This is a genomic window from Acinetobacter sp. Tr-809 (assembly GCF_011753255.1).
Lineage (GTDB): Bacteria > Pseudomonadota > Gammaproteobacteria > Pseudomonadales > Moraxellaceae > Acinetobacter.
Genome location: NZ_VWVZ01000001.1, coordinates 294,996 through 321,281, shown reverse-complemented (window position 1 = coordinate 321,281; position 26,286 = coordinate 294,996). Strand labels below are relative to the sequence as shown.

The 26,286-nt window shown below is 39.9% G+C and carries 23 protein-coding genes and 1 pseudogene; 7 read left to right on the top strand and 17 right to left on the bottom strand.

Annotated features, from left to right (window positions below; all coding sequences use genetic code 11):
• The first annotated feature begins 79 nt into the window (after window positions 1-79).
• The 3 genes from F3J02_RS01710 (at window position 80) to cueR (ending at window position 4,746) form a co-directional block, all read left to right on the top strand.
• Window positions 80-1,612, top strand: a complete 1,533-nt coding sequence (locus F3J02_RS01710; protein ID WP_167247078.1) for a flavin-containing monooxygenase — start codon at window positions 80-82, stop codon at window positions 1,610-1,612.
• Between the two features lie 177 nt (window positions 1,613-1,789).
• Window positions 1,790-4,276: a heavy metal translocating P-type ATPase gene (locus F3J02_RS01705; RefSeq protein WP_167247076.1), complete on the top strand. Its 2,487-nt coding sequence runs from the start codon at window positions 1,790-1,792 to the stop codon at window positions 4,274-4,276.
• Between the two features lie 11 nt (window positions 4,277-4,287).
• On the top strand, window positions 4,288-4,746 hold the full coding sequence (cueR, locus tag F3J02_RS01700) for a Cu(I)-responsive transcriptional regulator (RefSeq protein WP_167247074.1): 459 nt from the start codon (window positions 4,288-4,290) through the stop codon (window positions 4,744-4,746).
• A 99-nt stretch (window positions 4,747-4,845) separates the two neighbouring features.
• Here the strand turns inward: cueR and F3J02_RS01695 are convergent, their stop codons facing one another.
• From F3J02_RS01695 to F3J02_RS01685, 3 genes are all read right to left on the bottom strand, one after another.
• Complete coding sequence (locus F3J02_RS01695; RefSeq protein WP_167247072.1) at window positions 4,846-5,034, bottom strand: heavy-metal-associated domain-containing protein; 189 nt, start codon at window positions 5,032-5,034, stop codon at window positions 4,846-4,848.
• A gap of 164 nt (window positions 5,035-5,198) precedes the next feature.
• On the bottom strand, window positions 5,199-7,403 hold the full coding sequence (locus F3J02_RS01690) for an OsmC domain/YcaO domain-containing protein (RefSeq protein ID WP_167247070.1): 2,205 nt from the start codon (window positions 7,401-7,403) through the stop codon (window positions 5,199-5,201).
• 247 nt (window positions 7,404-7,650) lie between these two features.
• Window positions 7,651-8,523, bottom strand: a complete 873-nt coding sequence (locus F3J02_RS01685; RefSeq protein ID WP_167247843.1) for a LysR family transcriptional regulator — start codon at window positions 8,521-8,523, stop codon at window positions 7,651-7,653.
• A gap of 89 nt (window positions 8,524-8,612) precedes the next feature.
• On the opposite strand from F3J02_RS01685, the pseudogene F3J02_RS01680 reads away from it, so the two are divergent.
• The 3 genes and pseudogenes from F3J02_RS01680 to F3J02_RS01670 form a co-directional block, all read left to right on the top strand.
• Window positions 8,613-8,963 (top strand): annotated as a pseudogene (locus F3J02_RS01680) (EamA family transporter); the annotation flags it as partial.
• A 168-nt stretch (window positions 8,964-9,131) separates the two neighbouring features.
• Complete coding sequence (locus tag F3J02_RS01675; protein ID WP_167247068.1) at window positions 9,132-9,776, top strand: SOS response-associated peptidase; 645 nt, start codon at window positions 9,132-9,134, stop codon at window positions 9,774-9,776.
• A gap of 110 nt (window positions 9,777-9,886) precedes the next feature.
• On the top strand, window positions 9,887-11,176 hold the full coding sequence (locus F3J02_RS01670; RefSeq protein WP_167247066.1) for a Y-family DNA polymerase: 1,290 nt from the start codon (window positions 9,887-9,889) through the stop codon (window positions 11,174-11,176).
• A 373-nt stretch (window positions 11,177-11,549) separates the two neighbouring features.
• Here the strand turns inward: F3J02_RS01670 and F3J02_RS01665 are convergent, their stop codons facing one another.
• From F3J02_RS01665 to F3J02_RS01600, 13 genes are all read right to left on the bottom strand, one after another.
• Window positions 11,550-11,963, bottom strand: coding sequence for a hypothetical protein (locus F3J02_RS01665; RefSeq protein ID WP_167247064.1), 414 nt, complete (start codon window positions 11,961-11,963; stop codon window positions 11,550-11,552).
• A complete protein-coding gene (locus F3J02_RS01660) occupies window positions 11,960-12,508 on the bottom strand; it encodes a glycoside hydrolase family protein (RefSeq protein ID WP_167247062.1) in 549 nt (182 codons plus the stop codon). Before F3J02_RS01660 ends, F3J02_RS01665 begins: the two co-directional genes overlap by 4 nt.
• The gene (locus tag F3J02_RS01655) at window positions 12,492-12,731 is read right to left on the bottom strand and encodes a hypothetical protein (protein ID WP_167247060.1); all 240 of its coding nucleotides are present in this window, start codon (window positions 12,729-12,731) and stop codon (window positions 12,492-12,494) included. The genes F3J02_RS01660 and F3J02_RS01655 overlap by 17 nt, the downstream gene beginning before the upstream one ends.
• A 55-nt stretch (window positions 12,732-12,786) precedes the next feature.
• Window positions 12,787-13,608 (bottom strand): hypothetical protein, encoded by an 822-nt coding sequence (locus F3J02_RS01650; protein ID WP_167247058.1) that lies wholly within the window; start codon window positions 13,606-13,608, stop codon window positions 12,787-12,789.
• 8 nt (window positions 13,609-13,616) lie between these two features.
• On the bottom strand, window positions 13,617-16,370 hold the full coding sequence (locus F3J02_RS18535; protein ID WP_228284313.1) for a phage tail protein: 2,754 nt from the start codon (window positions 16,368-16,370) through the stop codon (window positions 13,617-13,619).
• Window positions 16,348-16,608, bottom strand: a complete 261-nt coding sequence (locus F3J02_RS01635; RefSeq protein WP_167247056.1) for a hypothetical protein — start codon at window positions 16,606-16,608, stop codon at window positions 16,348-16,350. The genes F3J02_RS18535 and F3J02_RS01635 overlap by 23 nt, the downstream gene beginning before the upstream one ends.
• Window positions 16,605-16,838 carry a hypothetical protein gene (locus F3J02_RS01630; protein ID WP_167247054.1) on the bottom strand — a complete coding sequence of 78 codons (234 nt, stop codon included), beginning with the start codon at window positions 16,836-16,838 and terminating at the stop codon, window positions 16,605-16,607. The genes F3J02_RS01635 and F3J02_RS01630 overlap by 4 nt, the downstream gene beginning before the upstream one ends.
• Before the next feature lie 8 nt (window positions 16,839-16,846).
• Window positions 16,847-17,722 carry a phage BR0599 family protein gene (locus F3J02_RS01625; protein WP_167247052.1) on the bottom strand — a complete coding sequence of 292 codons (876 nt, stop codon included), beginning with the start codon at window positions 17,720-17,722 and terminating at the stop codon, window positions 16,847-16,849.
• Window positions 17,719-18,873, bottom strand: a complete 1,155-nt coding sequence (locus F3J02_RS01620; RefSeq protein ID WP_167247050.1) for a hypothetical protein — start codon at window positions 18,871-18,873, stop codon at window positions 17,719-17,721. The genes F3J02_RS01625 and F3J02_RS01620 overlap by 4 nt, the downstream gene beginning before the upstream one ends.
• Window positions 18,874-19,476: 603 nt before the next feature.
• Window positions 19,477-23,064, bottom strand: coding sequence for a tape measure protein (locus F3J02_RS01615; protein ID WP_216076259.1), 3,588 nt, complete (start codon window positions 23,062-23,064; stop codon window positions 19,477-19,479).
• A 55-nt stretch (window positions 23,065-23,119) separates the two neighbouring features.
• Window positions 23,120-23,791: a hypothetical protein gene (locus tag F3J02_RS01610; protein WP_167247049.1), complete on the bottom strand. Its 672-nt coding sequence runs from the start codon at window positions 23,789-23,791 to the stop codon at window positions 23,120-23,122.
• 52 nt (window positions 23,792-23,843) lie between these two features.
• Window positions 23,844-24,797: a KilA-N domain-containing protein gene (locus F3J02_RS18530; protein ID WP_228284312.1), complete on the bottom strand. Its 954-nt coding sequence runs from the start codon at window positions 24,795-24,797 to the stop codon at window positions 23,844-23,846.
• 78 nt (window positions 24,798-24,875) lie between these two features.
• A complete protein-coding gene (locus F3J02_RS01600) occupies window positions 24,876-25,031 on the bottom strand; it encodes an Arc family DNA-binding protein (protein ID WP_167247047.1) in 156 nt (51 codons plus the stop codon).
• Window positions 25,032-25,154: 123 nt separating this feature from the next.
• On the opposite strand from F3J02_RS01600, the gene F3J02_RS01595 reads away from it, so the two are divergent.
• Complete coding sequence (locus tag F3J02_RS01595) at window positions 25,155-25,469, top strand: Arc family DNA-binding protein (RefSeq protein ID WP_167247045.1); 315 nt, start codon at window positions 25,155-25,157, stop codon at window positions 25,467-25,469.
• A gap of 268 nt (window positions 25,470-25,737) precedes the next feature.
• Here F3J02_RS01595 and F3J02_RS01590 read toward each other — a convergent pair whose 3' ends face one another.
• On the bottom strand, window positions 25,738-26,271 hold the full coding sequence (locus F3J02_RS01590) for a phage tail assembly chaperone family protein, TAC (protein WP_167247043.1): 534 nt from the start codon (window positions 26,269-26,271) through the stop codon (window positions 25,738-25,740).
• Window positions 26,272-26,286 lie beyond the last annotated feature (15 nt).

The window sequence follows — 26,286 nt, the reverse complement described above, 5'->3', positions numbered from 1 at the left end:
GTCCTGATCCATCCTCTAAATCAATGTATGAAACGATTATTCTGCATACAATACATGTTACTTTACACTTGAGCCCGTTATGTTCAAACAACAATTATCTTCAAATAAAAATATTCGTATCGCTATTATTGGAACAGGATTTGGAGGATTAGGGCTAGCCATTCAGCTCAAACTTGCTGGATTTGAACAGTTTACCCTATTTGAAAAAGCCAATGATGTCGGTGGTGTCTGGCGTGACAATACCTATCCAGGTGCTGCTTGTGATGTTCCTTCTCACTTATATTCATTTTCTTTTGAGCAAGACCTTGGCTGGAAAAACCGCTATGGTTCATCGCAGGAAATTCATCAGTACTTAAAACATTGCACGGAAAAATATCAACTTTACCCACATATCCAGTTTAATACTGAGATTGCCAGCGCTGATTTTGATGCAACGCTGGGTGTTTGGCAGATTCAGAGTTTAACTGGGGAAAAATTTGAGGCAGAATTTCTGATTGCTGCGGTGGGTCAACTCAACCGCCCCGCGTACCCGAACATTAAAGGTTTGGATCGTTTCAAAGGAAAAGCTTTTCATTCAGCACGTTGGGAGCATGACTACGACTTAAATAATAAACGTGTAGCTGTGATTGGTACTGGTGCCAGTGCGATTCAATTTGTCCCAGAGATCGCTAAGCAAGTGGCTCATTTAGATATCTATCAACGTTCCGCACCTTATGTTATTCCTAAACCAGACCGTATTTATTCAACATTGGAACGAAAAGTTTTTAAAAAACTTCCAATTTTGCAAAGTCTTGATCGCGTATTTCAATATAGCTATAACGAGATTCGCCTCAAGAGCTTTACTGCCACGCTGAATGAGATTCCTTTGGCAGAATATATTTTTCAACGCCATATTCGTGAGGAAATCAAAGACCCACATTTCCGCCACCGTCTGATGCCCGACTACCCGATTGGCTGCAAACGTATTTTGATTTCCAATCATTGGTACCGTAGTCTGGTTCGTCCAAATGTCGAGGTGATCAATACCGCAATCCTGGAAGTTACTGAAACTGGTATTGTCGATAAAGATGGCAAACACCGTGAAGTGGATACCATTATCTATGGAACAGGTTTTGCGGCAACTGAGTTTATGGCACCCATGCAAATTACTGGACTCAATGGCAAGACACTCAAACAACAATGGGTCGATGGCGCAGAAGCATATTTAGGCTTGACCGTAAGCGGTTTCCCTAATTTCTTTATGCTCTATGGTCCAAATACCAATCTTGGGCATAACTCAATCGTTTATATGATTGAAAGTCAGGTGAACTATATTCTGGATGCAATTCACACCCATATCCAAAATAATTTATCCTTCACTGATCTGAAAACTGAAATTCAAGTACAGTTTAATCAAGAAATTCAGGAGCGCATGAAGTCAACCATGTGGTCTCAAGGCTGTACTAGCTGGTACCAAACCGCGACGGGAAAAAATACCAATAATTGGCCAGGCTTCACATTGGAATATCGTCAGCGTACCCGCCATTTTGATTTGGAAAATTATACTCAAGTACAAAAATCAGCACAGGCGCAAGCTCAGATAAACAATCAAGCCAAAAAAATAGCTGTTTAAATTCCCTCATTAAATCATTCCGCATTTGGATTGCCCTTAAATGAGATAAAGGACAATCCATGAGCGTGCTCCCACTCCGTTTGCATAAAATCCTAAAATTTGATAAATCCGCTTGACCTTCCCATAATGTTAAGGTCTATGCTGAAAGCAATCGGATTATCTCTATAGGTATAACTTATGGAAACGCAAACAAAAACATCGCCTAATAATATGAATGTCAGCCTTCAAGTCGAAGGCATGACTTGCGCAAGTTGTGTTGGACGCGTTGAAGCAGCACTCAAAAAAGTTGACGGCGTACAATCGGCATCAGTGAATCTAGCCACAGAGCGTGCAGATATCACACTTGCAAAGCCCGTAGACCGACAAGTGCTGATTCAAGCCATAGAACAAACAGGTTATGACGTCCCAGCAAACAAAGTTGAATTGTCGATTGAAGGCATGACCTGCGCTTCATGTGTTAGTCGTGTCGAAAAAGCATTGAATGCGGTTAATGGTGTAAAAACGGCCAACGTCAATTTAGCTACTGAACGTGCCACGGTAACTGGTACAGCCAGCATTGAAAGCTTAATCGCTGCAATTGATAAAGCGGGTTACGATGCCAAAGAAATTCAGGCATCCATTCCAGACCAAAGTGAACAACTTGAGAAAAAAGATCATGAACGAGCTGAACTCAAACGTGACCTGATTATTGCCACTCTTCTAGCCTTACCCGTGTTTATCTTGGAAATGGGCTCACACTTGATTCCGGGTGTTCATCATCTGATTGAGCAAAGCATTGGCATGCAAAAAAGTTGGTATTTACAATTCGTTTTGACCACTCTAGTGCTGATTATTCCGGGTCGTCGCTTTTATCTCAAAGGTCTACCCGCTTTAGTCCGTTTAGCACCCGATATGAACTCTCTGGTTGCGGTCGGTACATTAGCGGCTTACCTATTTTCATTGGTTGCAACCTTTGCACCAAAGCTACTGCCTGCTGGAACAGTGAATGTATATTACGAAGCAGCAGCTGTGATTGTGGCCTTGATCCTACTCGGTCGTTTTCTTGAGGCCAAAGCCAAAGGACGTACCTCTGAAGCCATTCAACGCTTAGTCAGCTTACAGGCAAAAGTTGCGCATGTTTCTCGGAATAATCAAGTTATCGATATTCCAATCGAGCAAGTGCTTGCAGGTGATTTCGTGATTGTAAAACCAGGCGAAAGAATCCCTGTCGATGGTGAAGTCATTGAAGGCCAAAGCTTTGTCGATGAATCGATGATCACAGGTGAACCAATTCCTGTTGAGAAAAATATTGGCAGCCAAGTGGTGGGTGGAACCATTAACCAGAACGGAACTTTAAGTTTTAAAGCCGTCGCTGTCGGTGGCGACACCATGCTTGCACAGATTATTCGTCTGGTCGAGCAGGCGCAAGGCTCTAAAATGCCAATCCAAGCGGTGGTCGATAAAGTGACCTTATGGTTTGTTCCCGCAGTGATGATTGCCGCTTTGCTCACCTTCCTCGTATGGCTAGTTTTCGGCCCATCACCTGCTTTAACTTTTGCACTGGTCAATGCAGTAGCCGTACTCATTATTGCCTGTCCATGTGCCATGGGTCTAGCAACCCCCACCTCGATTATGGTTGGTACTGGACGTGGTGCAGAACTTGGTGTCCTGTTCCGCAAAGGTGAAGCACTACAACTGTTAAAAGATGCTCAAGTGGTTGCCGTTGATAAAACAGGGACCTTGACTGAAGGCCATCCAGTACTGACTGATTTTGAGGTGACATCAAACTTTGAACCTAATGATGTACTCAGCCTCGTTGCCGCAGTGGAATCACTTTCTGAGCATCCCATTGCCAAAGCGATTGTAGATGCGGCTAAAAAAGAAGGATTAGTTCTGCCCAAGGTCGATCGATTTGACTCAGTCACAGGGATGGGTGTCAATGCCACTGTAAATGAAAGCAAAAATATCTATATCGGTGCAGACCGCTATATGATTCAACTTGGTCTGGATATCACCCCATTTTCCCATACAGCACAGCGTTTGGGTGATGAAGGAAAATCTCCACTCTATGTGGCAATTGATGGCGCTTTGGCAGGGATTATTGCGGTTGCCGATCCAATTAAAGAGACAACTCCTGCTGCCATTCAAGCCTTACATCAGTTGGGTTTAAAAGTAGCGATGATTACAGGTGACAATGCCCGTACCGCACATGCCATTGCCAAACAACTTGGAATTGATGAAGTCATTGCCGAAGTACTACCAGAAGGTAAAGTTAATGCAGTGCAAGAACTAAAAGCAAAATATGGCAATATTGCCTTTGTAGGCGATGGGATCAATGATGCACCAGCACTGGCTCAAGCAGATGTCGGCCTCGCAATTGGCACAGGTACAGACGTTGCGATTGAATCTGCGGATGTGGTGCTGATGTCTGGGAACCTACAAGGTGTTGCCAATGCAATTGCTTTGTCTAAAGCAACGATTGGCAATATTCACCAAAACTTGTTCTGGGCCTTTGCCTACAACACCCTATTGATTCCAGTGGCTGCGGGTGTGTTATACCCTGCTTATGGCATCTTGATGTCACCAATTTTTGCCGCTGGTGCAATGGCACTTTCAAGTGTATTTGTACTTGGTAATGCCCTACGTTTACGTCGTTTCCAACCGCCGTCTGTGCATAAAGGCTAATGGAGGATCTTATGAATATAGGTAAAGTTTCTCAAGCTTCAGGTGTAACTGCCAAGATGATTCGTTACTACGAGCAGATTGGTTTGATTCCTGTGGCAGGACGCAGCAATGCAGGCTACCGTTCTTATTCAGAGAATGACGTAGAGCGCTTGAAATTTATCAAACGCAGTCGTGAGCTGGGTTTTTCGGTTACGGAGATCACCGACTTACTGGATTTATGGAATAATCGCAATCGGCAAAGTGCCGATGTAAAACAACTGGCTCAGGCACATATTCATAAGTTAGAACAACGTATCCAAGACTTACAGCAAATGGCGCAAACACTTCAGAACTTAGTTGATTGCTGTGCGGGTGACAATCGTCCCGACTGTCCGATTCTCGAAGGCTTAAAAGAACCAAGTCATGAAATGAAGGACATCCATCATCATAATGATTTGCTCTCGCTTTCCCCACTTACTGGGCGCAAGTAAAACAGAATAAAAGGCGATCTTATGATCGCCTTTTATTTTTTATCCATTCTATTGATACAAAAAAGCGGCTATTTAAGCCGCTTTTTATTCATAAACAGATTAACGAGGTGGAAAACCTGCTTCAGATAAAGCCTCGACCACTTGTTGCTGTGAGGCTGTGGTTTCAACTTTAACACTGCGGTTAGGCGGATCAGTAATCACTTTTGCATTGGCATCTAGCGCTTGAATTGCACGAGTTACACCACGTGCACAACCACCACAGGTCATATTTTCGACATGAAATTCCATCGTAAAACTCCATTCAATTATTTAAGAAGATAGACACACTATAAAGGTTGCCATAATGGTAAGGTCAAGCTTATTTTGACTTAAGTTTCAATTTTTTTAAGCATTAACATTAATAAAAAAGTGCATGATCAACATGCACTTTTTAAAGCAGTACTTATTGTGTTTTAGCCATTTAAGCCAACAGCCTTAGCACGTGCTTTATGCAATTTCTTATAGCTGTCAATTAAACGTAAATGACGATCAAGCCCTTCCAGTTTCATACTAGTTGGGGTCAGGCCATAGAAACGGACTGTGCCTTCAACAGAACCAACGACAGCATCCATACGCTCATTGCCAAACATACGACGGAAATTGGTTTCGTAGTCTTCAAGCTCCATTTCATCATCGAGTAAGACTTCTAACACCACATTCATGCATTGATAGAACAAACCACGTTCTACCGTGTTGGTATTGTATTGCAAGAAAGTCTCAACCAACTCTTTCGCTTCTTCAAACTGCTCTAAAGCAAGATAGATCAACAGTTTTAACTCAAGCAGGGTTAATTGTCCCCAGACCGTATTGTCATCAAACTCAATCCCAATCAAGGTGGTGATCTCAGTGTAATCATCCAGTTCGCATTCTTCTAAACGCTCAACCAAGGCTTCCAATTGTTCGTCATCTAAACGATGTAGATTGAGAATGTCTTCACGGAATAAGATCGCTCGATTGGTATTGTCCCAAATCAGGTCTTCAACCAAATAAATTTCAGAATAATCAGGCACCAAGATACGACATGCGGTTGCACCCAAGTGCTCATACACCGCCATGTAGACTTCTTTACCCATTTCTTCAAGAATACCAAACAACTCTGCTGCTTCTTCGGCATTCGAGTTTTCACCTTCATTGGTGAAATCCCACTCGACAAAGTCATAATCCGATTTGGCACTAAAGAAACGCCAAGAGACCAAGCCACTTGAATCAATAAAGTGCTCAACAAAGTTGTTTGGTTCCGTGACTGCATTGCTTTGGAATGTCGGTTGCGGTAAATCGTTTAAACCTTCAAAACTACGACCTTGCAACAATTCAGTCAAACTACGCTCTAATGCCACTTCCAAGCTTGGGTGTGCACCAAATGAGGCAAATACACCGCCTGTACGTGGGTTCATTAAAGTCACACACATCACAGGGAATTGACCGCCCAATGATGCATCTTTGACAAGGACTGGGAAGCCTTGTTCTTCCAAGCCTTGGATACCTGCCACAATACTTGGGTATTTCGCCAATACCTCTTGCGGTACGTCTGGCAATGCAATTTCACCTTCCAGAATTTCACGCTTAACCGCACGTTCAAAAATTTCTGATAAGCATTGCACTTGAGCTTCTGCCAAGGTATTGCCCGCACTCATACCATTACTGAGATATAAGTTCTCAATCAGATTCGATGGGAAATAGACAATTTCATCATCTGATTGACGTATGAATGGCAATGAACAAATACCACGTTCCGTATTCCCTGAGTTGGTGTCATATAAATGCGTACCGAGTAATTCATCATCTGGGTTATAAATTTCTAGACAATATTCATCCAAAATTTCTTTTGGTAACTCGCCTTTTGGACCGGGTTTAAACCATTTTTCATCTGGATAATGCACAAATTCTGCATTGGCAATGTCCTCACCCCAGAACTGATCGTTATAGAAGAAGTTACAGTTTAAACGCTCAATGAATTCACCTAAAGCCGATGCCAAAGCACTTTCTTTGGTTGAGCCTTTACCATTGGTAAAGCACATTGGTGATTGTGCATCTCGGATATGCAAGGACCAGACATTCGGTACGATATTGCGCCAAGATGCGATTTCAATCTTCATGCCTAGACCTGCCAGAATCCCTGACATATTGGCAATGGTCTCTTCTAATGGCAGGTCTTTACCTGCAATATAGGTACTGCTTTCAGAGGCAAGGCTCGGCATCAATAAGGCTTGTGCATCCGCATCAATACTTTCAACTTCTTCAATGATAAACTCTGGACCGGTTTGAATCACTTTCTTAACTGTACAACGATCGATTGAACGTAAGATGCCTTGACGGTCTTTTTCAGAAATATCAGCTGGTAATTCAACCTGAATCTTAAAAATCTGTTTGTAGCGGTTTTCAGGATCAACAATATTGTTTTGTGATAAACGAATGTTGTCCGTTGGAATATCACGCGCAGCACAATACACTTTGACAAAGTAAGCTGCACATAACGCAGATGAAGCAAGGAAATAATCAAATGGCCCGGGTGCAGAACCATCGCCTTTATAACGAATCGGCTGATCGGCGATTACCGTAAAGTCATCAAACTTCGCTTCTTGGCGAAGATTGTCGAGATAATTAACCTTGATTTCCATGCGAGCACCTAAATATTCTTATGTGTTGCAAGTACATAAGATTGAAAATATTAATCTATAAGCCGAATCGTGGATCACAAATGGACTTAAAAAACTGTGGCTAAGGTCGTCTTATGACTCTATCTAAACACTGACCTTAGTATTGATGGGCGCTATTATAGAAGTATTTTGTGTAATTGATAACTTTTGTCTGTTTTTCTAGCCTTTTTATGAACAATTAAGCAAGTTTTACCATATTGACCCAAACTTAGAGCTGCATGGCAATCTCAACAAAGGCTTTTGCAATCGGTGTCATCTGTTGCTTATTTTTTACCGCGAGTCCTATTGAGCGTTTGATATTGGGAGATAATGGCCGTTTTACCACATTGGGATATAGCTGAAGAATATTTTTGTCTAGGGCTAAATCCGCCACGATCGAAACACCAGCACTGTGATTGACCATATTTAAAATCGACAAGATTTGCGACAAGTTATACTTAATCTGCGGTGTGAGTTGTGCAGCCTTAAATAGCTCCATGACATGGTTTTGACTCCCCGCACTGGTCAGGATAAAAGGATGGTCAATCAGCTCTTGCAATTGCACTGCTGGCTTTTGTGCGATCTCTAAATCCTTAGGCAATAAAGCAACAAAAATATCCTCCAACAAAGCAAAACTATCAAAGCGGGGTTCAGGGAGTACCACAAAGCCAAGATCAACTTTGCGTTCATCTATCCATTGCAATACTTCTTTATCCGTTCCTTCTAGCATCAACACCTCAACATCAGGGTATTGCCGCGCAAACTGTTTTAAAATCAATGGAATCAGCACATTGGAAGATGATGCGCCAAAAGACCCAATCCTTAAAGTTCCCGCTTTTAGACCTTTAAGATCCATCACTTCTTGATGAATAATCTTAGAAACACTCAAAATTTCATTCACATAAGGTAGCAAACGTTGCCCCGTAGCAGTCAGCTCAACTTCATTATTATTTCGATAAAACAGTTGAGTTTCCCACTTCTTTTCCAACGCTTTAAGTGCATGCGAAATCGCAGACTGTGAAATATTCAACTGTTGTGCGGTATGGGTGAAATTTTTTAGTTCTGCCAGCTTTGAAAATATTTCGAGTTGGGTCAGCGTCATCATGATACATTCATGAGTAAAAGCTCATTTTACTATAAAAATAAATTAGTTTTACGATTTGATTCAATTCTATATTGATTAAAAATTTCATGCGTCATTTAGCCATTTCTCTTTCGAGCTCCACTGTTTATTTTAAGCTGATCTGTGTTGCCATGATGTGGGGTGGTACCTTCATCGCAGGACGCATTGTTGCTGCGGAACTCTCTCCAAACTTATCTGCATTATTACGCTTTAGCTTTGCTGCGATCTTACTGGTCTTGATCTTGTGGAAAAGTACAGGAGGATTTCCCAATCTTTCGGTACAACAACATGTCTATGCGATCTTGATGGGATTGACGGGTGTGCTTGCTTATAATTTATTTTTCTTTGCTGCTCTATCCAGAATTGAAGCAGGCAGAACTGCTCTGTTTGTAAGTTTATCCCCTATTTTAACCATCTTATATAAAATAATAAATAACAAACATTTAACTATATTTGGCGAGATAATGGCGTAAACGTAGATTTATCCACAGGAACAAAAACAACAAAACCGACAAGCTTTTAAACTTTGTCGGTACATTCTAGGTAGTAATATAAAGGCAATCACGGACAATAACAATGGAATAAAAATGTGCGCCAACTATGAACCAATATCTAAAGACAGAGTTCATCTATTAGATCTGCTTGAGCCTACGTTTGACTATAAGACAGATATATACCCGAATTACGCAGGGCCTATCCTTTTCTCAAAGAAAGGCGACATTGAATGGCGATTGGCTAGATTCGGACTTGTTGCACCATGGGTTGAAGATTTAAAGAAAGTTCGCAATACATACAATGCCAGAACCGAGACAGTGGCAACAAAGCCAAGCTTTAGGAATGCCTGGAAGAAAAACCAGTTTTGCTTAATTCCTGTCGAAACAATCTTTGAGCCGAAATATATTGACGGCAAGGCTCATTGGTATGGAATCTACAGAGAAGATGATATGCCTTTTACAGTTGCTGGCATCTATGAGTATGCAAAGGTTAATGGTGAAGAAATCAGGTCAATGTCAATGCTGACAATCAACTCAGACGACCATCCTTTCATGAAGCAGTTTCACGCACCCGAAGATGAGAAGCGCTCTATCATTGTGATACCAAGGGATCGACGTAATGACTGGCTGAATTGCTCATATGAAGAAGCAAGAGATTTCTTCTTTGAAATGCCAGTTGATGAATTCACAGCAGCACCAAAGAAAGATTTGGAGAAATTCCGACCAAACGCACACTAAACAGCGACACCGAATGTCGCCTCCCTGTTTATCCACAGTTTTTTAAATTTGAATTCACACAGGCTCAGTTCTAACATTTATCTTGAATTTGTAACTTTTTCAAGATTGCCATGCGTGACCGTATCTTTGCCCTTGTTGATGTGAATAACTGCTATGTCAGTTGCGAGCGTGTGTTTAATCCAAAGCTGAATAATAAGCCAGTGATTGTGCTCAGCAACAATGATGGTTGTGCTGTAGCTCGTTCGCAGGAATCGAAAGACTTAGGCATTAAAATGGGTGTGCCATTATTCCAAATCAAAGATATTGTTGAGCAAAATAATGTTGTGGTGATGTCTAGCAACTATGCCCTATATGCTGAGATGAGCCGTAGATTTCACAATATTCTGGCTGGGTTTGTGGCAAATAATGAAGTTGAGCAATATTCGATTGATGAGTGTTTTCTTGATCTCACCTCTTTTGAGTATTACAGAGACCTTGAGAAATACGGCCATGAAATGAAGAATGTGCTTTGGCAGTGGCTAGGCTTGCCAGTTTGCGTAGGAATTGGGAGAAGTAAAACAGAGGCGAAGATTGCAAACCACATTGCTAAGAAGAATAAACAGTTCAATGGGGTTTGTGATTTAGTGCGCATGGACCCATGCAATAAGGAAGACTATCTATCTAAAATAGATGTGAGTGAAGTGTGGGGGGTTGGTAGAAAGCATACTAAGAAGTTGCAGTCCATGGGGATTAATACCGTATTTGATTTGGCTTGTAGTAATCCTATTCAAATGCAAAAGCTATTTAGCATTGTTATGGCCCGAACTGTAAATGAGTTGCAAGGAGTGTCATGCATAGAGATTGAAGATACACCACCGAGTAAGAAACAGATTATCTCAAGCCGCTCATTCGGGCAAAGAGTCACAGAATTAAATGACCTGAAAGAAGCTATTGCAATGCATGCTCAAGATGCTTGTAAACGATTGAGGGCTGATAAATCTCTTTGCGGTTGTCTTATTGTTTTCGCTCAATCCAATCTATTTGATAAGAATGTTCCCTTCTACAACAAATCTGTTTCCTTTGCCTTCCCACAGCCTACAGATTGCGTCACAGACTTAGTTCGCGCTGTTTCTATCATGATTACCCATGTATTTAAACCAGGTGTGTTATTCAAGAAATGTGGCGTTGTACTGACATGTTTAGAGCCAAAGGCATCACATATTTATGATCTACTTACAGACATGAATGAAGTAGAAGAAAAAGAAAAACTAATGAAAGCGTACGAAGGGATTCAAGAAAAGTTTGGGAAACGTAAAATCAGTGTTGGCCCATGTTTTATTCCAAATAGAGGCTGGTCCATGTCTCGCGACAAGTTGAGCAACAATCCTTTTACTTGGTCTGGACTATTGCGCGTTAATTGATAAATTTATCGTTTAAAAATATACTTAACTCATTAATAAAAAATCAAAAGAGAAATCATTATGAGTCCACATATTTTTTATGATGGTAAAAAAATCAAATGTTCAATCTGTAGTACAGAGGATTTTCAACCTGAACAAGGACAGCCAAAACTATTTAAATTGAATGGCTCAAGAGATTTAAACAATAAATTAGATCAAACTTACTACTGGATAGGCGAATGTTTTACTTGCAACAAAAAGACCTCCTATCCAGATAAAATGCCTTATCTATATTATTAACAGCCCTCATTTGAGGGCCTTTACCAATGCTGCATGTTTTGCATCACATTCATTATATTTCGCTACAGTATCAACCGCCCACAACAGAACATCTTTACCTGTCCCTGCTTCGATCTGATTCAAAGTCGGACAAGGTTGAATTAGATTCGCGGGTACTGTCGGCTTTAATAAGACTGTTGATTTCTGACAACCCAGAAGAATCAAAGCAATCACGCTGATAAATAGGACGTTCAACGATCTTTTGCACTTCACGCGTAACGGTTTCGACTTTTGTTTGTTGTTCAGACCTGAGTTTTTCATAATCAGCACTCGCTTTATTGACCTTGTTTTGAGCATCAGCCAAGGCTTTAACCTGTTTACGCTCAATATCCTGAATCTGTGCAAAACATTTATCTTCAGCGGCCTTTAGCTCGCGTACATAATGACTAGTGATAGCAGTCTGAATAACCAGCAGCACAAATAAAACAATGATTGCAGTCCAGCGTTTATTTAAGAGAATCCATGTCATGAGTTCACCCCTACACACTTCTGGTAACGCTCAACCTGACGTTTCCATACGCCATAACAGCCATTGGAACGGATTGAACAATCTCGTTTAGCCACATACTTGTATTTGAGCAATGACTCACACGCAGCCTTGTATTTGCCCGATTTGAGATTCTTCAGCATTGATGAGTTAGACCAAGCCCCTACTCCATACTGATAATTGAAATCCAAGTACAGGTCATATTCAGTCTGGGAAATCGGGATATTGAGCAATGTTTTATTGAATGATTGAGCATCTTTATTCATTGTAAATTTCAGATACTCAAACGCTTGTTTACGCGTGATTGCAGGATCAGTCATTTTTACCGCACGGCCATTCGGGTAAAAAGTTGTACCATTGCCAATCGTTGGCCGATCTCCCTTCACTGGAATTACTGGCTTGGCTGTAAATCCCTCTTTACTAGCCGTTGCTTGAATCTGCTGATCACTAGGTCCATAAATAAAAAAACCGCCCAAAGAGGCGGCAATTGTTGAACCAATCACAAAAAGTTTAGTCTTGTTCGTCATAATCTTTCTCATGCATACGTTTATCGTGTAGCTCTTCATCCCGCTGATCTTTACGATAAGCAGCTACAGCTTGAATAATTAAACCCACTAAGGCACACACCCCACCCAAAACAGCCATCCATTCAGTAGTTGAAAGACCGCCCACTAAAACCATTCCACCCCCTGCTATGTTTGTTGCTAAACCCAAAGTTGCTGTACTTGTTGATGCTGCTGGTTCCGCCATGACCTCTTTTCTCCAGATAATAAAAAAGCCCCGATTGGGCGTATGTTTATAAAAATTAAATTACGTAATTGTGGTAATACTTGAATTCATGCACGATCGCGTTTAACCCCCTACCTGGGTTTGTGAAACTCCTGCCAATATTAATTACAGATGCTACATAGACATAGAATGAGTGTGTTCCGCTATACGACAAAACATCATTTATATATATCTTCGTTGCTCCACTAGACTCTTTAGTAATCTTAATTGTGAATCTTGAATTATTAGGAAGAGACATTGGCGCTTCAATTGTTCCGTTATCTCCAAAAATATTCCATTCACATATAATTCCACTCCCATTCCCAAATCGAAAAAACTCAAGATAAGAACCAGATGCCATGCTAATAGTAAAAAATGAATCTTGACTGTAGGATGGATCACCAGTGAAAGTAATATCCATTACCAAGCTAAACACTGATGAAGTAGACAGAGTGTTTGGTGATGCGATATAAAATGGCTTACTCGTACTAAGTGCTATCTTACCTCCGCTTGTTACAAATACTGGTGTTCCATTATTTGCCGTCCAATCCCCTTCCTGTTTCAAATCAAACAAATCTGAGTTTGAGAAAGTTAAATGATTTGTAAGATGTGCTGCACTTGGATCATCAGAAGTGAATACAGATACTTCTGAACTCAATTTTTCATCTGCCCCACGAATTGCTGATACACGATAATAATAAGTCGTATCAACTTCTACACTATAATCAATGTATTCTTTGCTAGTAGTAGTTCCAATAGGTGCAGGAAGATCCCCTGCATCCATTGGTGTTGTTGAGCGATAGATATTGAAGGTATCTGCAATACTATATTGATCCCACTCTAGTTTTACATTTGCCATGTCGCCTCCTAGGTTGGGCTATAAATTGCAGTTAAATTTACTGGAGCGGTAAGTGAAGTCAGAACAGTATGAGAGAACAATTGATAGCTCAAATAGCCTTCACGAACAGAACAAAGCTCTATGCGATATTTAACATACTGTGGTTCTGTGATACTAAATGTGTAGCTGTTAACAGCCCCAATATCCGCATCAAATACAACTGTCTCAGTATTGCTGATTTCAATACCTATAATTTTAAGTTTGTAAGTAACCCCACTTTCTAAAGACACACCTCCTTCTGTCCAACCAAGTATTGAGCCACCAGTTTGTTGCAAGCGATTTCGATTAACCCATGACAAAACAATTTCTGAGTCAACATCAACTGGGTAGTATTCAGCATTGATTTTTACATTTGATGGTGGGTAAGGACGAATTGGTCGTGCATCAATCTCAAGAGAAATTACATCCGCTTCTTCCATACCCAATATTCCGCTTGGTGTTGTTGTAAGCACCTTAGAATCAATAACCTCACTCAATACATACTGTTCAGGATCGAAGGCATTGAATTCATCATAGAAATAAAAAACCGCATTAGGTGAATGCGGTTTAGGTACAGTGTCTAGTGCTGCTCTCTTTACAGTTAATATCTTTGTCTCAGTGTCGTAACTTTGATAAACCATTAATTCATCTTCACAAAGAATCAAAGTGCCGACTTCTGCTTGACTAATTGATGCAACATTTTTAACTGCGAATGATGCATCTAAATAGCTAATTGCCTGATCAAGAGTAGCTACTGGGCAGTAATCAATAATTGAAGCTTGTTGATATCCAGTTCCATTATTCGTATAGAGCAAAGCATTGATTGAGTTGCTCTGTGGCTTTTTAGTTGCAACAACCAAATATCCAAGATCGGGGTTATTTGCCAACTCAGCATCAACTTGTGTTTGTCCAAATCGCTGCACAGCTTCAAAATAAGGCATTTCGAAGACAATACTTAGGTTTGGTTGTGGCGGTAAAACAACTGATGTAGGCGGATCAACATTAATTGTAGGAAATACTGTTGATGAGTAAGGAATCACCTCAACCCAGTCTAAAGTCACAGTATTGTCACGACCATCTCCTAGTCCAATCTTCATAATCCTAACTGGAACATCAACCATATTTTGATTTTGCCAAGTCAGCTTCACAACATCATATTTATTGATCTTGCGAGCTTCATACTTGCCTGTTGTGAATGTACCTTTTCTAGTTGGTGTTGAGAGCTGTTTAAGTTTCCAATTCCCAACTAACTCAGCATTACGACGATTCATGAAATAAGGGAAATCTAGCGTCTGTGCATTTACTTCAGATGACATTACCGACCCAATTTCATCTAAAGAAAACGAAGAATCCTTTATATTCTCACGATCATAGTAGTTCACATTTACTGAGTTAATAACATCTTCAACATTCGCAATTTCAATGTTGAATGACTTGATATTACTTTTAGTAAATACTTGGGCAGTACTTAAATTAAGTAAGTCATCTCTAAACAAAACAATCTCGTATTGACCAGTTTGTCTATTTAATCGAATGCCAGCTTCGATATGAAAAAGAAGCTCATCTATAGCCTCTTTACAAGATTTCTCTGTAAAAGCCCCAGAGACACCTAAACCTTCATCCCAAATTCTTCGTGCGGCAAATTTAAAATTATCATCATTTATCATTGCCTCTGGCTTATTCATTGCAGTGTCATTTGTAATGATTTCGCGAATTTGATGAATTGGGTTTATATCTTTCTGAGGTTCGTCTCCCTGCCAATTATATGGCTGGTCTACAGGTCGATAGAGAGTACCCTGTGAAAAGTTAAATTTATTAGTTCCTTCCGCAGGCACTGTGCCTGTTGCTTTAACCCGTACATAAGGGAATGATGTAGAATTGGCACGGACTAATGCTGTAATGACAATATTTTTACTATTATCAATTACATTATTGGTTTGCTGTGTTTTTACTTCTGCAAAGCTACCAACATAATCAATCTCTAAGCGTTCATACCAACCATTAATAACACAGGTTAATTCAACCAAATCGTATTGTGTAAATCCTGATGAAGTAAACTCTGTATAGAGTGTTTCTGAAATTGTAGGGTTTGGCGCTCCGCCATACGACGACGATCCAATATTGGCATCAAACCCTTCATATCCATCACTATTCCTATTAACACCATTGTTAACTTTAAATGTAAGCGGGTAAAAGGGGCCATTCTTACTACTAGTATAAGTTTTGACAGTCCCGATTTCGCAAACAAAAATCTCAGATGAGGTAGTTGAATCAATATATGACTTATACCATTGCTCTACTCCATCATCCTTGATACGCGTACGCTTTGGCCAGTAAAGAACTTCTTTAAGCATTCCTGACATTGAGACAAGCTGAAATCCCTGATCTGCGTTGTAACCTCGATAAACAAGATGAGATAAACCCGGAAAGGAAGAAACCAATTCGCTATCGTTAGCAGCAAGATATTCATTTTGCCGCAAATATTCTTCTCTTCCTGTATGAATATCAATAGTGCCTACCCAACCACCTTCCTGTTTATCACCACCGAAAAGATCAGGCTTGTTAACAACAATAGAAGTATCGCCATTTTTAAGCTGATCAATTTCTTCTAGTCTAGTGAAGATCCATCCGCGCTTATCAGGGTTAACATTTAGAATCTGTTCAATACAATTTCCGATAGCAACTTGCATTCCTGCAAAGTATTTAAAACCAACTGTTTGTTTACTGCTTCCACCCATTGCCATTCTCACTTTCGTAAAATTCTATCGCTTTTAATGCCATAGCATCACGACCAAATCTTTGAACAAATTCTTCAATCAGCATTCCATTAGCAAAAAAATAAGAGACTTCTTTGTTTGTCATTCCATAGTATTCAGTGAAAATCTTCAAAGAACCTTTTGCACATAAGTCGACTGTTCGAAGATGCCGCATATAAATCCGCCCTGAAATTTCAGGGCGCTTTCTAATATATGTAGAGGTCACTTCTTACCTCCTTTGGCTTTAATCGCTTGGGTATCTTGGTTCCCGATCCATGTGATATTCCCATGTATATGTGGAGAGCCAAAAACAGATGAAAAAGAGACACCCTCATCAGCTAGTGAACCATCTAATTGCGTAGGTTCTGGTCTGTTCTTTTTCTGCATTTTTTGCATCGAGTAGTAAGAATAGACTGCTGATGCAACAGCCACAACAATAGCGATAATTGCAAACATGGCTCACCTCACTTAATTATTTGGTCGTTCACAGGATTGGATGCTGGTATATTCGGGAAACCCATGAAACGCAAATGGTTGTTAAAAATAGTATGGCAAGGGCCTGCTCTTGTCTGGTCGCATCCGGGTGCAAGCTTTATCACATCACTGATCTGTAGCCCAAAATGCTGTCTTTCCAAATTAACAGTATTTGATGTGCTAGATAAAACTGTTGTGAAAATACCTTCGTTGTAAAGTACACCTCGACTAAAGTAATTATCTGGATACGCCTTAACTTCTGTTATTGGATTGCCTTCTCCATCTAAAACAGGGTCGCCATTTTCATCTAGAACAGGAGTTGGGTTTACAGTGAAAGTAATTGTCAGGTTATCGATTGCTGTAATTGTCACATCAACTGACCAGTCCCCAATCTTCAAACCACAAATACGATCGTAGATTTTATTTGAACAGGTCTTCTGAAACTTACGAGTGAGAATGCTTTTGTTCTGCTGTGTCTCTGCTGTAGAACTCACAAGTGTCATGGTGTTCTCATCTTGTGTTTCAACGAACTTTGGCTGCGTGATGCGGCCAATGTGAATGACTAAGGTTTCACCTTTGTACAGCTCCAGAATCGTGACTGTTACACTTTTAAAATAAATCTTGTTGATGAATAAGGCTTGTAGATCGTCTCCATCTTCATTTAGTAACTGCATCGGATATGGAAAGGTAATCTCTGTATCGCACTTATCAATGTCTTCATCATCAATGTTGCCACGACTCACTACCAGCGGCAGATAAGTATGGCCATTATGCTCTACAGCCTTTGCAGCACTTGTGAAGTACCACGTTTTGTCACCATGCTTGAACTCAAATAAGTCCTTTTTAGATTTAAATAAGTTCATCATGGCGATAACTCAACTATTGGAACAGTGGCTTCAACAATGTCAGCACCTTTAAAATAGAACTCTACTGCATCACTATTCAGGCGATACAAGCCAAGATATGACACACGCTCAATGTTTACTGGTGGCTGCGGTGTAAGGTTCATCACAATGTCTTCGCCACTAACACTTGATGATGTGACTGAGTGAGCCGTCCAGATGCCATTGGCCTTGATTGCAATATTTTTTCGATCACTCAAAAAGTTGTCATTCTTCACTGTGATACTTGAGCTACTGCGCGAAACCAAATTGAAATTGTTCTGATAACTTGGCATCCAGAACTGATTCAAACGACCACGTCTGTGGTAAAACCACTTCTTATAGTCAATGTATTCTTGCCGGTTCTTCATGATGACACGGAAATTCTTGTTGAGCAGAGGATTGAACCAGTGCGTGAACTGCCAGAACTGCCCTATCTCACCATCTACAATCGTTTGATGCTGTTCAAAGTTGATATCTAGGAAGTCTCCATCCAGCAGCAAAGGAGTAAAGTAAATATCATCTCCTTTGTACTGTTGGGGATCTGCCGCCATTGGATATTCAACGCTATCCAAAACTCTTAAAGCGATTGTAGGCTTGAACATTAGGCCATTGGCTTGTGATGTTGGATTGCCTGCAATAATGGCTTTTCTCAGTGGTTGTATTTGTGCATTAGTTGCTATGACAGCTTCATTTAATCGATAACCATCTATGTAAGTTGGAACTCCATCGATGACTTCATAGCGTCCGATTTCAGTGACTTCAGCAACCACTAAAACTCCGACAGCTTGAATCAAAATCAAAGTCCCAACATTAATACCTAAATTGCTAGTATCTGTCTCAATAAAGTCATCAGACAAATCGCCTACACTCTGACTTTCTAAAGGCTGAGGTACTAAATATTCTTTTCGCATCCACGAATACAAATCATTGAACATTTCAGGCACTTCATTTCTAAACGCCATCATCGCCCAATTAAAGGATTGTCTTGCAGCATCAAGTAAAGGAATCCTTTCCTCACCAGAAGCATCAAAACTTTGGTGAACATCAGTCTTAAACTCGTAACGCTCTGTGGTTTCAAGCAAAGGACATTTCGTGAGCAAGATATATTCATGCCCGTTCACTGTGACTTTCATATATTTCACCCATAAAAAAACCGACCTTAAATTGGTCGGTTCTAAGTATTGTTTTTAAACTTAACTATCATCCAGAAATCCTCCAGATGAGTGCTGTTATAGCCGTGATTAGACCTGTACAACTTGCCACAATCAAAGATATGCTTTTCCCATAAGCCATAATGATGGCTACCTTTCCAGCATCTTTAGCGCTCATTTTACCCTCTATACTAATAATGGGTTTGGTGTTACTATTCTCGTCAGATTGATTCATTAATAGTTGATACTCCTTAACTGTTAATTAAAACCTCAGTGTTGGCGCACTGGGGTTTTTGCTTTTTTGTGATTCTAAATTTCTTTAGAGTTCACTTCATCCGTCGGTTTTTTCCTTGCTTTTGAATATTTACACATGTAAAAAACCATCAAGATTTTTCTTCCAGAACTTTTTTCAGGCACTAAAAAAGCCGACTTGTTTAGAGTCGGCTTCGCTTGAAAAAATAATAAATCATGTCAATAGGGTTTGGAAGAGGTTTTTAGGTTAATAAAACAATTACTGCTCACACCTTAATCACCTCTCTCCTTATACCTGTAAGACTAATTGGATATTTTGCATGAAGCTCTAAATTAAGCTCTCCCTAACAAAGCATTAATCTTTGTTTTTTCTCGTTTAATCATATTCATGAAAACTTTTGTTCCTGCTGGTGTAGCCATGGCTTCAGGAACTCCTGAATCCCAATCAACAAAGTTATTCACTGACATGTTTAAAGGCTGTGATTGCTGACTTGATGCTTGTTCATTTGCTGTCTGACGATCAGATAAGTAGCCACTTATAGCTTGGTTATTTGCCATATCCAAAACTTTAGTATCTACAACGCCGCCATCAGCAAAACCTTTGCCAGTTCTTAATGCTTCAACATTTCCAACACCACCCCAACGAGCAACGTCAGCTTGGGAGAAAACAACCTCGCCTTTATGGACTATGCCTGCTGGATCGTATTTGCCACCTGCACCTGTGTAACCACCGTTTGCGAAGCCTTGAGGTGTAAACGCCTGAAGTGTCGCTTGCAATGCACCAGTTTCAACTGTTGCCATAGCAACCGCTGGAAGATTGTAAGGGAATGGAGATGAAGCCCAAGCAGCCGAAATAGCAGTAATGCTATTCATTAAAACGCTGGCTAGGTTTGCGCCTTTTTGGATAGCAACTAAAGCTCGGTAAGAACTCGAACTTTCATCAACAAAGTTAAGCATCACACCTGATAAACCACCAAAAACATCAGCTGCCATTCCTAATTGATAAGCTTTAGTGCTATTCCAGTAATTCTCATCGATTATCCGCATGCGTTCGTTGTGTGCTTGCCAAATCGCTTCACGCTCAGCTGCGGTCTCTGCCAAAGCCATTTGTGAATCAAATAGTGCTTGAGATTCCTCGTAACGATTGAATCTATCTTGCTCGATCTGGAATCTCACTCCTGAACCAGTCATATCAGCATAGCTTTGACCCCATGCCATTGAAGCAGATTTGAGATTCTTGCGTTTCTCATATTCTTCTTCTGCAAGGTTCATAGCAATACGTGCATCACGTTCTTCTTGAGTAAGCTTTAAATTCTTAGCTATCTCTTCTCGTTCCAATTGGTAACGCTCTTGCATGTATTCTGAGTCAGACATGTAGAACTGGCGCGATTCAAGAAGGCGCTGTTGCTTTTCTAGCTCTAGCCATGCTAATTCTTGCTCCGTTTGATCCTTCAGCGAATTAAGCTTTAATTGCTTAATATCCTCATTGTACTTACCAGAATTTTCTATGATTTCTCTCTGAGTCGCATCAAAGTATCGAAGCTTATATTCCTCAGACCATCGGAATGAATCATTCTCTTCTGTAATTTGGCGTAAATACATTTCAGTATTAAAATCATATCTAGCTTTTGCGGCTTCTAGATATTTTGATTGCTCAGAACCAAAATTAGCCTTATTGATTTCAGCGACTTGCTTTTGGTAATCAATGTTCATCCGAGTAAAATCATCCGCATATTCGAAGCTGATTTGATCTCTAGATTGTGCCTGCTCCTTTTCTAATCGCTTTTGTTCTTCCTGTCTGCGCTTTGCTTCATCAGCAGCCTTCTTCAAAGCACCTGAACTTTGCTTGATTCGGTCATTATAAGCCTGCTCTGCTTTTGCTGTTTGTTCAGTAATCCTTAAGACATTTAAGGCGCTAGAAATTTCATCTTTTGACAGAATTGCACTCATTCCTCGTGCTTGTTGTAAGTCAAAAATTGCTCCAGCCTGAGATGGGCTATAACCTTGTTCCAAGAGGCCTTGTTTATATAGACCAGAGAAAGCGTTCTCTTTTAATTTGTCTCGATACTTTGTTAAAGCATCATTAGCTTTATCTGCTGCTGTTGCAGAATCATTTAAAGAATCAACATGTTTTTGCTGTTGTAATGCAGCATTTTGTGCATCGTTACCAGTCAAAACAACTGTTTTTCCAAAAATCTTTAAAGCTGTAGCTGATTTACTGGCTTTTTCGAAGTTTGCATCATATTGCTCAACTTGTTTCTTTAAAGCATTGTATAAATCAGACGAAATCTTCATGTCGTTCAATTTTTTGATGGCATCGTTGTAGCTGATTGTCCCCTTATTTGCTTGATTAATAACTTCAACTACTTTCCAGTTGCCTTTTTCATAGTTTTGGATATCAATCAATGCAGCACTTACAGCAAATCCTGATTTCTTTAACTCATCATTCTGGGCAGCAAATGCTTCTGTTAAGTCATTAATTGCGGATTTACGTTCAACCCCTTGAAGCTTATTTAGTTCAGATGAGGCTTTGTCAGCTACAGAAGCTTGCTCTATCAACTTTTTGTTAACTTTGTCCGCATTGTCTTGCATGATTAAGTAACTTGCAGCAACACCAGCAACAGTCAATCCTAAGCCTACAGGCCCACCTAAGACACCCAGCAAACCTGCACCAACCCGTGTTGACATAGTTGCTGCTGCTGTCGATCTTGTGCGAGCAGCTGCAAGTGCTGTCTCTGCTGCAGTTAGCTCGGCAGTTACCTGTACTTCGATTCGGCGCAATTGAGCCATACGCGTAGCAGTGGCAATTCGACCTGCCTGATTAATCTGTGCTTTGAGTCGCTCAACTTCAAGCGCTTTTTCAGCCGCAAGTGCTGCTAAAGTTGCCTGTGTATTGACTGCTGTTGCCTGAGCACTTGCCAATGCTTGTGCAGCTGCAGCTCGTTCAGCATTGATCGTTGCATATTGCACAGCTGTTTGCTCGATTAACTGTTTAGTTTTTGCGTATCCTGCTGTTACACTTCCATAAATGGCTGGAATAAACGTACCAGCATAAAATGCAGCACCAACCATTGCTGCATTGGTCAGTACATCTAGATTATCTGCTAATGCTTTTATAGAGCCTGAAAGAACTTGTGCAGCGCCACTACCTTTACCAGCTTCACCAACAAATTGAATTACTGCGTTGTTCAGCATCGTAAAAGAATTTGCAATAGTGAAATCTGTCTTTCCAAAAAGATCGTCTACTGAAACTTTTGCTTTTTCTAAAGACTTAATCACAACATCGGCTGTTAATTGACCTTCAGCAGCCATTTTTCTTAACTGGCCAATGTTTGTATCTAGACCAGTTGCAATTGCTTTAAGCAAACCTGGTGCCTGTTCTGAGATAGAGTTAAATTCTTCACCTCGAAGAACCCCAGAAGCCAATGCTTGTGAAAATTGGACTAGAGCTGCTTCTGCACTCGCTGCACTTGCACCTGAGATAGCAATTGATTTAGAAACCGTATCAGTTAGAGATGATGCATCTTGCAAAGTTATACCTAGCCGTTTGGCATTATCTGCAAAACGCTGATAAACCTGAGCAGTGCTATCCCAAGATTGCCCCGTTGCTTGAGCAATATTGAAAGTGTCTTTTAAGGCTTGGTTTAATTCTACTTGTGAGGCTGTTACAAGTTTTAATCTGTTTTGAAGACCAGTATAAGCATCCATTTTGGCAATCGCAGTGCCAATAGTTAAAGCTCCAGCAAATGAAGCCATTAATGTGCCCTGCAAGTCCTTAAATGTCCTGCCAACAAGATTTAATTCATTACTCATGTTTCGCGCAGATGTACGAGTCTGTTGTTCTGCACGGTTTAAGCCCTGAGTAAATAGCCCAGTTTGGGCAATTAAATTAAGTGTTAATGTTCCTAAACCTACAGCCATTTATTTTCTCCGAGCAATAAAAAACCCGCCGAAGCGGGTTATAAATCAAGTTGCTTTAGATGCCTGACAGATTGGCACCTTGAAAATCATTCTTTACATTGTTTTTCCAACTTTGGCGCAGTTCCTCAGCTTCCTGCTCTCTCTTTGTGGACTTATCTAATTCTATCAATTCACCATATACTTCTTTATCCCTTTTTGAGTAACTCAAGTCATTTGAACTACTTATACTTTTAATATCACTATTTATAGTGAAACTTGATGCGCTATCTATATCGTCTATAGATGAAAAAGGGTAAACAGTATCAGTCCCTGCTTTTATCATGGTTAAGTAAAATGATGATGGGCTTTTTAATTCTTTGTCAATGCTATATAAATAAGTACAGACATAATTCCCTCTTAATGATACCCCAAAACTATTCTGAGCCTCATAATTAATACCTACACCAAGTGTTCGAAACCTATATTGATCAGTAATGAAATAGTCTACAATTTTTCCATCTTCTATCATGTTCTTGCCATAAGAAGCATAAATCTGCTCAATACCTGGCATCATTTGTCGAACTTCAGCACTTGAAATTTTTAGGCTTGAAGGGCTTTTAAGGGAGTCAGTTAGACTAGATTTGCAGTCTGAATATGCCTTATTGATTACTTTTTTATCTATTCCTGTGTTGTTTTCTTTACACCCTGAAGCGAGAATAATCATAGCCACCAAAACAATCTTTTTCATAAAAAATACCCTCTTATTTGAGGGTATTTATAACATAAATTAAAATGAAGGTTTACATTGGTACAGTTTTAAGAGGTAGCTTTCGCAAGTTGCTTGCTCTCTGTCTTACTTCATATCCAGTAATGAACTCCAATAATGGCTCAACTGCTTCTGCAAGTTTCACGACATTTAAAGAACAATGATGAACAGATTGCGGCATTACAATAACTTTACCCTTATTAACAACCACATAATAAACTAGTCGTTCATCATTGGTGTTCTGATACTGCATTTTTTCACTAATCTGCTCTGCAATCTCATGTGCAATTGGGTTTTGTAAAGCTGGATAGCGTGATGCCAAGTTTTTAATAAACTCATCCAATTGTGCAAGAGAATCGGAAGTTTCATGTTTTTCAGGCTTGCTAGTTAAATCCATCACTTCAAGATAATGCTTAGCATCTTCAAAATGAATTGCACGTAATTCACGATAACTGGCGGAGTATTTAAAATGATTCTTCAAACGGCTCCACATCTGAACAATTAGGTTTTTATTGCCATTTGCTCGTGTGTGAACAATGTTATAAAGAATTCCTGCCTGTTCTGGTGAAATAGTTTGCTTGCCATTTAGCAACCATTCCATCACAAGTGAGTCATAAGCACGAATAACCATTAAATGGAACTTAGGACTAATCCACATTGCATAGGCATATACTAGCTCCTTTACTACGTACGCACCTTGTTTTTCTCCGCCCTTAATAACATTGATTGCTTTTTGACCGATGCTCAAATTTGAGCATCGGTCCTCTTCTGAGCTTCTCATATTTGAGAAGCTTTCTACTTCTACGATCAAATCTTGTGTTTGTTGATTACGTAAAAAGTTTGAAGGCTTGTGTTTTGCTAAATCTCCACTCGCCTTATGTAGATCATTCAAACAATAACGACCATCTTCATCTTGACGAATTGTAAAATCACCAATAACTAAAGGCTTGTTGTTTGGGTTTAAAAAGTTTTGTGCTAAACTTGTCATAAGTATTCATCCATAGTGATGGCAACTAAACCTTGTGATATGTGAGAGTTGAGCAAGGTTTTTTTGTGCCTGTTAGTTTCATGCTTTCGCATTCTCACTGGTCAATTTCATCTTTAACTCTTCAAAATGCCTAACCAAATAGTTATTCAAAGAGCGACCTTCTTTTTTAGCCTGTGCAAGCAAGAACTGCTTCAGTTCCTCAGGCATTCTTGTATTCATTTGAACAGCATTCATTTTTTCTCCTGTCTTTTCTTTCATGCCATTGTTAGCATTTCAATAACATAGCAAAACGCTAACATTGATGTCAATAAATTTAGGTAGCATAATGCTACTAATTTTTAATTTAGTTGTTTAGTCATGGCTGATATTCAGTTCAATCTTCGTATTCCTGAAGAGTTGAAAGAGAAAATCAAAGAAGCTGCATTGGAGAATGGGCGTTCAATTAATGCTGAAGCACAAATGCGTCTAGAGCAAAGTTTTACAGATATACCTTCAGATCAAGTTGCAACTCGGTATGAAAAGATTGTTGAAGATTTATTAGTTCATTTAATGGGTAACCTTGAAAGCAAAGGTGTTCATGCTGATACTTTACGTGGTGCTTTAAAAGTAACTAGAACTCAGGTTTTTCCTGACTTTAAGCCAAATGATGATAATTCAGTAAATAATAAATAGTTTTACACACTTGGTAGATTAAGCCCTTCGGGGCTTTTCTACCTCCCCACCCAACTCATCATGTAGTCTTCAACATCTATCTGAACAGGCTTAGGCTTCTGCTCATGTGGCATGAAGTCAAATGGTGAAAAAGGTTTAGATCCTTTTTTCCGACGTTCATTAGCGTAAACACATAGCAAGTTGCCAACTGCTTGTTCTACTCTCCGACCAATGTTTAGAGAGCCATACTTCAACCTGTAGGCTTTCCAGAAAGCCATTTCAGAAATACTTATTTTTTGCTCTGCTTCTTCAATGGTGCATCCACCGATTCCGTTGAGGACGAGTTCTCCGAGGAGCTCGTTTCGCTCGAATTCTTCTTGACTAACTTTCCCATGAAATTATTCACTTCGTCTGCAATCTGGTACAAAGCCACAATGAAAGACGGATCTGAGTCATATACATCTTGAGTTGATGTGAAGAAGGGTGTGCCCTTTGCATCTTCACAAATGGTGCCTAAAAGCTGTGTTGCTTGGAGTTGATCAGAATCCACCGACTTGAGTTTTGACTTCTCAACATCTTCGTAATCAATATCCCACTCGAAAGCTTTTGATGCTTCACGGCTTGCTTTAAAGCTCATGCGCTTAACAAAGACTTGGCCTTCAAGTTCAACCTGATCACCAACTTTTAAATCAGGGTTTTCTGAAACTGATTTTAATTGTTCAAGATTTTCATTGGTTACTTCAACTGTCCAATTAACATCACGCTCAACTGGTGCACCAGCTTTAGTAATATTCTTTGCTTTCTTAAAATCTACTTTAGCCATTTTAATTCTCAAAAG

Excerpts from the sequence above, each read along its gene's own strand:
- F3J02_RS01710 (WP_167247078.1), top strand. The coding sequence starts at position 80 with ATGTTCAAACAACAATTATCTTCAAATAAAAATATTCGTATCGCTATT.
- F3J02_RS01705 (WP_167247076.1), top strand. The coding sequence starts at position 1,790 with ATGGAAACGCAAACAAAAACATCGCCTAATAATATGAATGTCAGCCTT.
- cueR (WP_167247074.1), top strand. The coding sequence starts at position 4,288 with ATGAATATAGGTAAAGTTTCTCAAGCTTCAGGTGTAACTGCCAAGATG.
- F3J02_RS01695 (WP_167247072.1), bottom strand. The coding sequence starts at position 5,034 with ATGGAATTTCATGTCGAAAATATGACCTGTGGTGGTTGTGCACGTGGT.
- F3J02_RS01690 (WP_167247070.1), bottom strand. The coding sequence starts at position 7,403 with ATGGAAATCAAGGTTAATTATCTCGACAATCTTCGCCAAGAAGCGAAG.
- F3J02_RS01685 (WP_167247843.1), bottom strand. The coding sequence starts at position 8,523 with ATGACGCTGACCCAACTCGAAATATTTTCAAAGCTGGCAGAACTAAAA.
- F3J02_RS01675 (WP_167247068.1), top strand. The coding sequence starts at position 9,132 with ATGTGCGCCAACTATGAACCAATATCTAAAGACAGAGTTCATCTATTA.
- F3J02_RS01670 (WP_167247066.1), top strand. The coding sequence starts at position 9,887 with ATGCGTGACCGTATCTTTGCCCTTGTTGATGTGAATAACTGCTATGTC.
- F3J02_RS01665 (WP_167247064.1), bottom strand. The coding sequence starts at position 11,963 with ATGACATGGATTCTCTTAAATAAACGCTGGACTGCAATCATTGTTTTA.
- F3J02_RS01660 (WP_167247062.1), bottom strand. The coding sequence starts at position 12,508 with ATGACGAACAAGACTAAACTTTTTGTGATTGGTTCAACAATTGCCGCC.
- F3J02_RS01655 (WP_167247060.1), bottom strand. The coding sequence starts at position 12,731 with ATGGCGGAACCAGCAGCATCAACAAGTACAGCAACTTTGGGTTTAGCA.
- F3J02_RS01650 (WP_167247058.1), bottom strand. The coding sequence starts at position 13,608 with ATGGCAAATGTAAAACTAGAGTGGGATCAATATAGTATTGCAGATACC.
- F3J02_RS18535 (WP_228284313.1), bottom strand. The coding sequence starts at position 16,370 with ATGGCAATGGGTGGAAGCAGTAAACAAACAGTTGGTTTTAAATACTTT.
- F3J02_RS01630 (WP_167247054.1), bottom strand. The coding sequence starts at position 16,838 with ATGTTTGCAATTATCGCTATTGTTGTGGCTGTTGCATCAGCAGTCTAT.
- F3J02_RS01625 (WP_167247052.1), bottom strand. The coding sequence starts at position 17,722 with ATGATGAACTTATTTAAATCTAAAAAGGACTTATTTGAGTTCAAGCAT.
- F3J02_RS01620 (WP_167247050.1), bottom strand. The coding sequence starts at position 18,873 with ATGAAAGTCACAGTGAACGGGCATGAATATATCTTGCTCACGAAATGT.
- F3J02_RS01615 (WP_216076259.1), bottom strand. The coding sequence starts at position 23,064 with ATGGCTGTAGGTTTAGGAACATTAACACTTAATTTAATTGCCCAAACT.
- F3J02_RS01610 (WP_167247049.1), bottom strand. The coding sequence starts at position 23,791 with ATGAAAAAGATTGTTTTGGTGGCTATGATTATTCTCGCTTCAGGGTGT.
- F3J02_RS18530 (WP_228284312.1), bottom strand. The coding sequence starts at position 24,797 with ATGACAAGTTTAGCACAAAACTTTTTAAACCCAAACAACAAGCCTTTA.
- F3J02_RS01600 (WP_167247047.1), bottom strand. The coding sequence starts at position 25,031 with ATGAATGCTGTTCAAATGAATACAAGAATGCCTGAGGAACTGAAGCAG.
- F3J02_RS01595 (WP_167247045.1), top strand. The coding sequence starts at position 25,155 with ATGGCTGATATTCAGTTCAATCTTCGTATTCCTGAAGAGTTGAAAGAG.
- F3J02_RS01590 (WP_167247043.1), bottom strand. The coding sequence starts at position 26,271 with ATGGCTAAAGTAGATTTTAAGAAAGCAAAGAATATTACTAAAGCTGGT.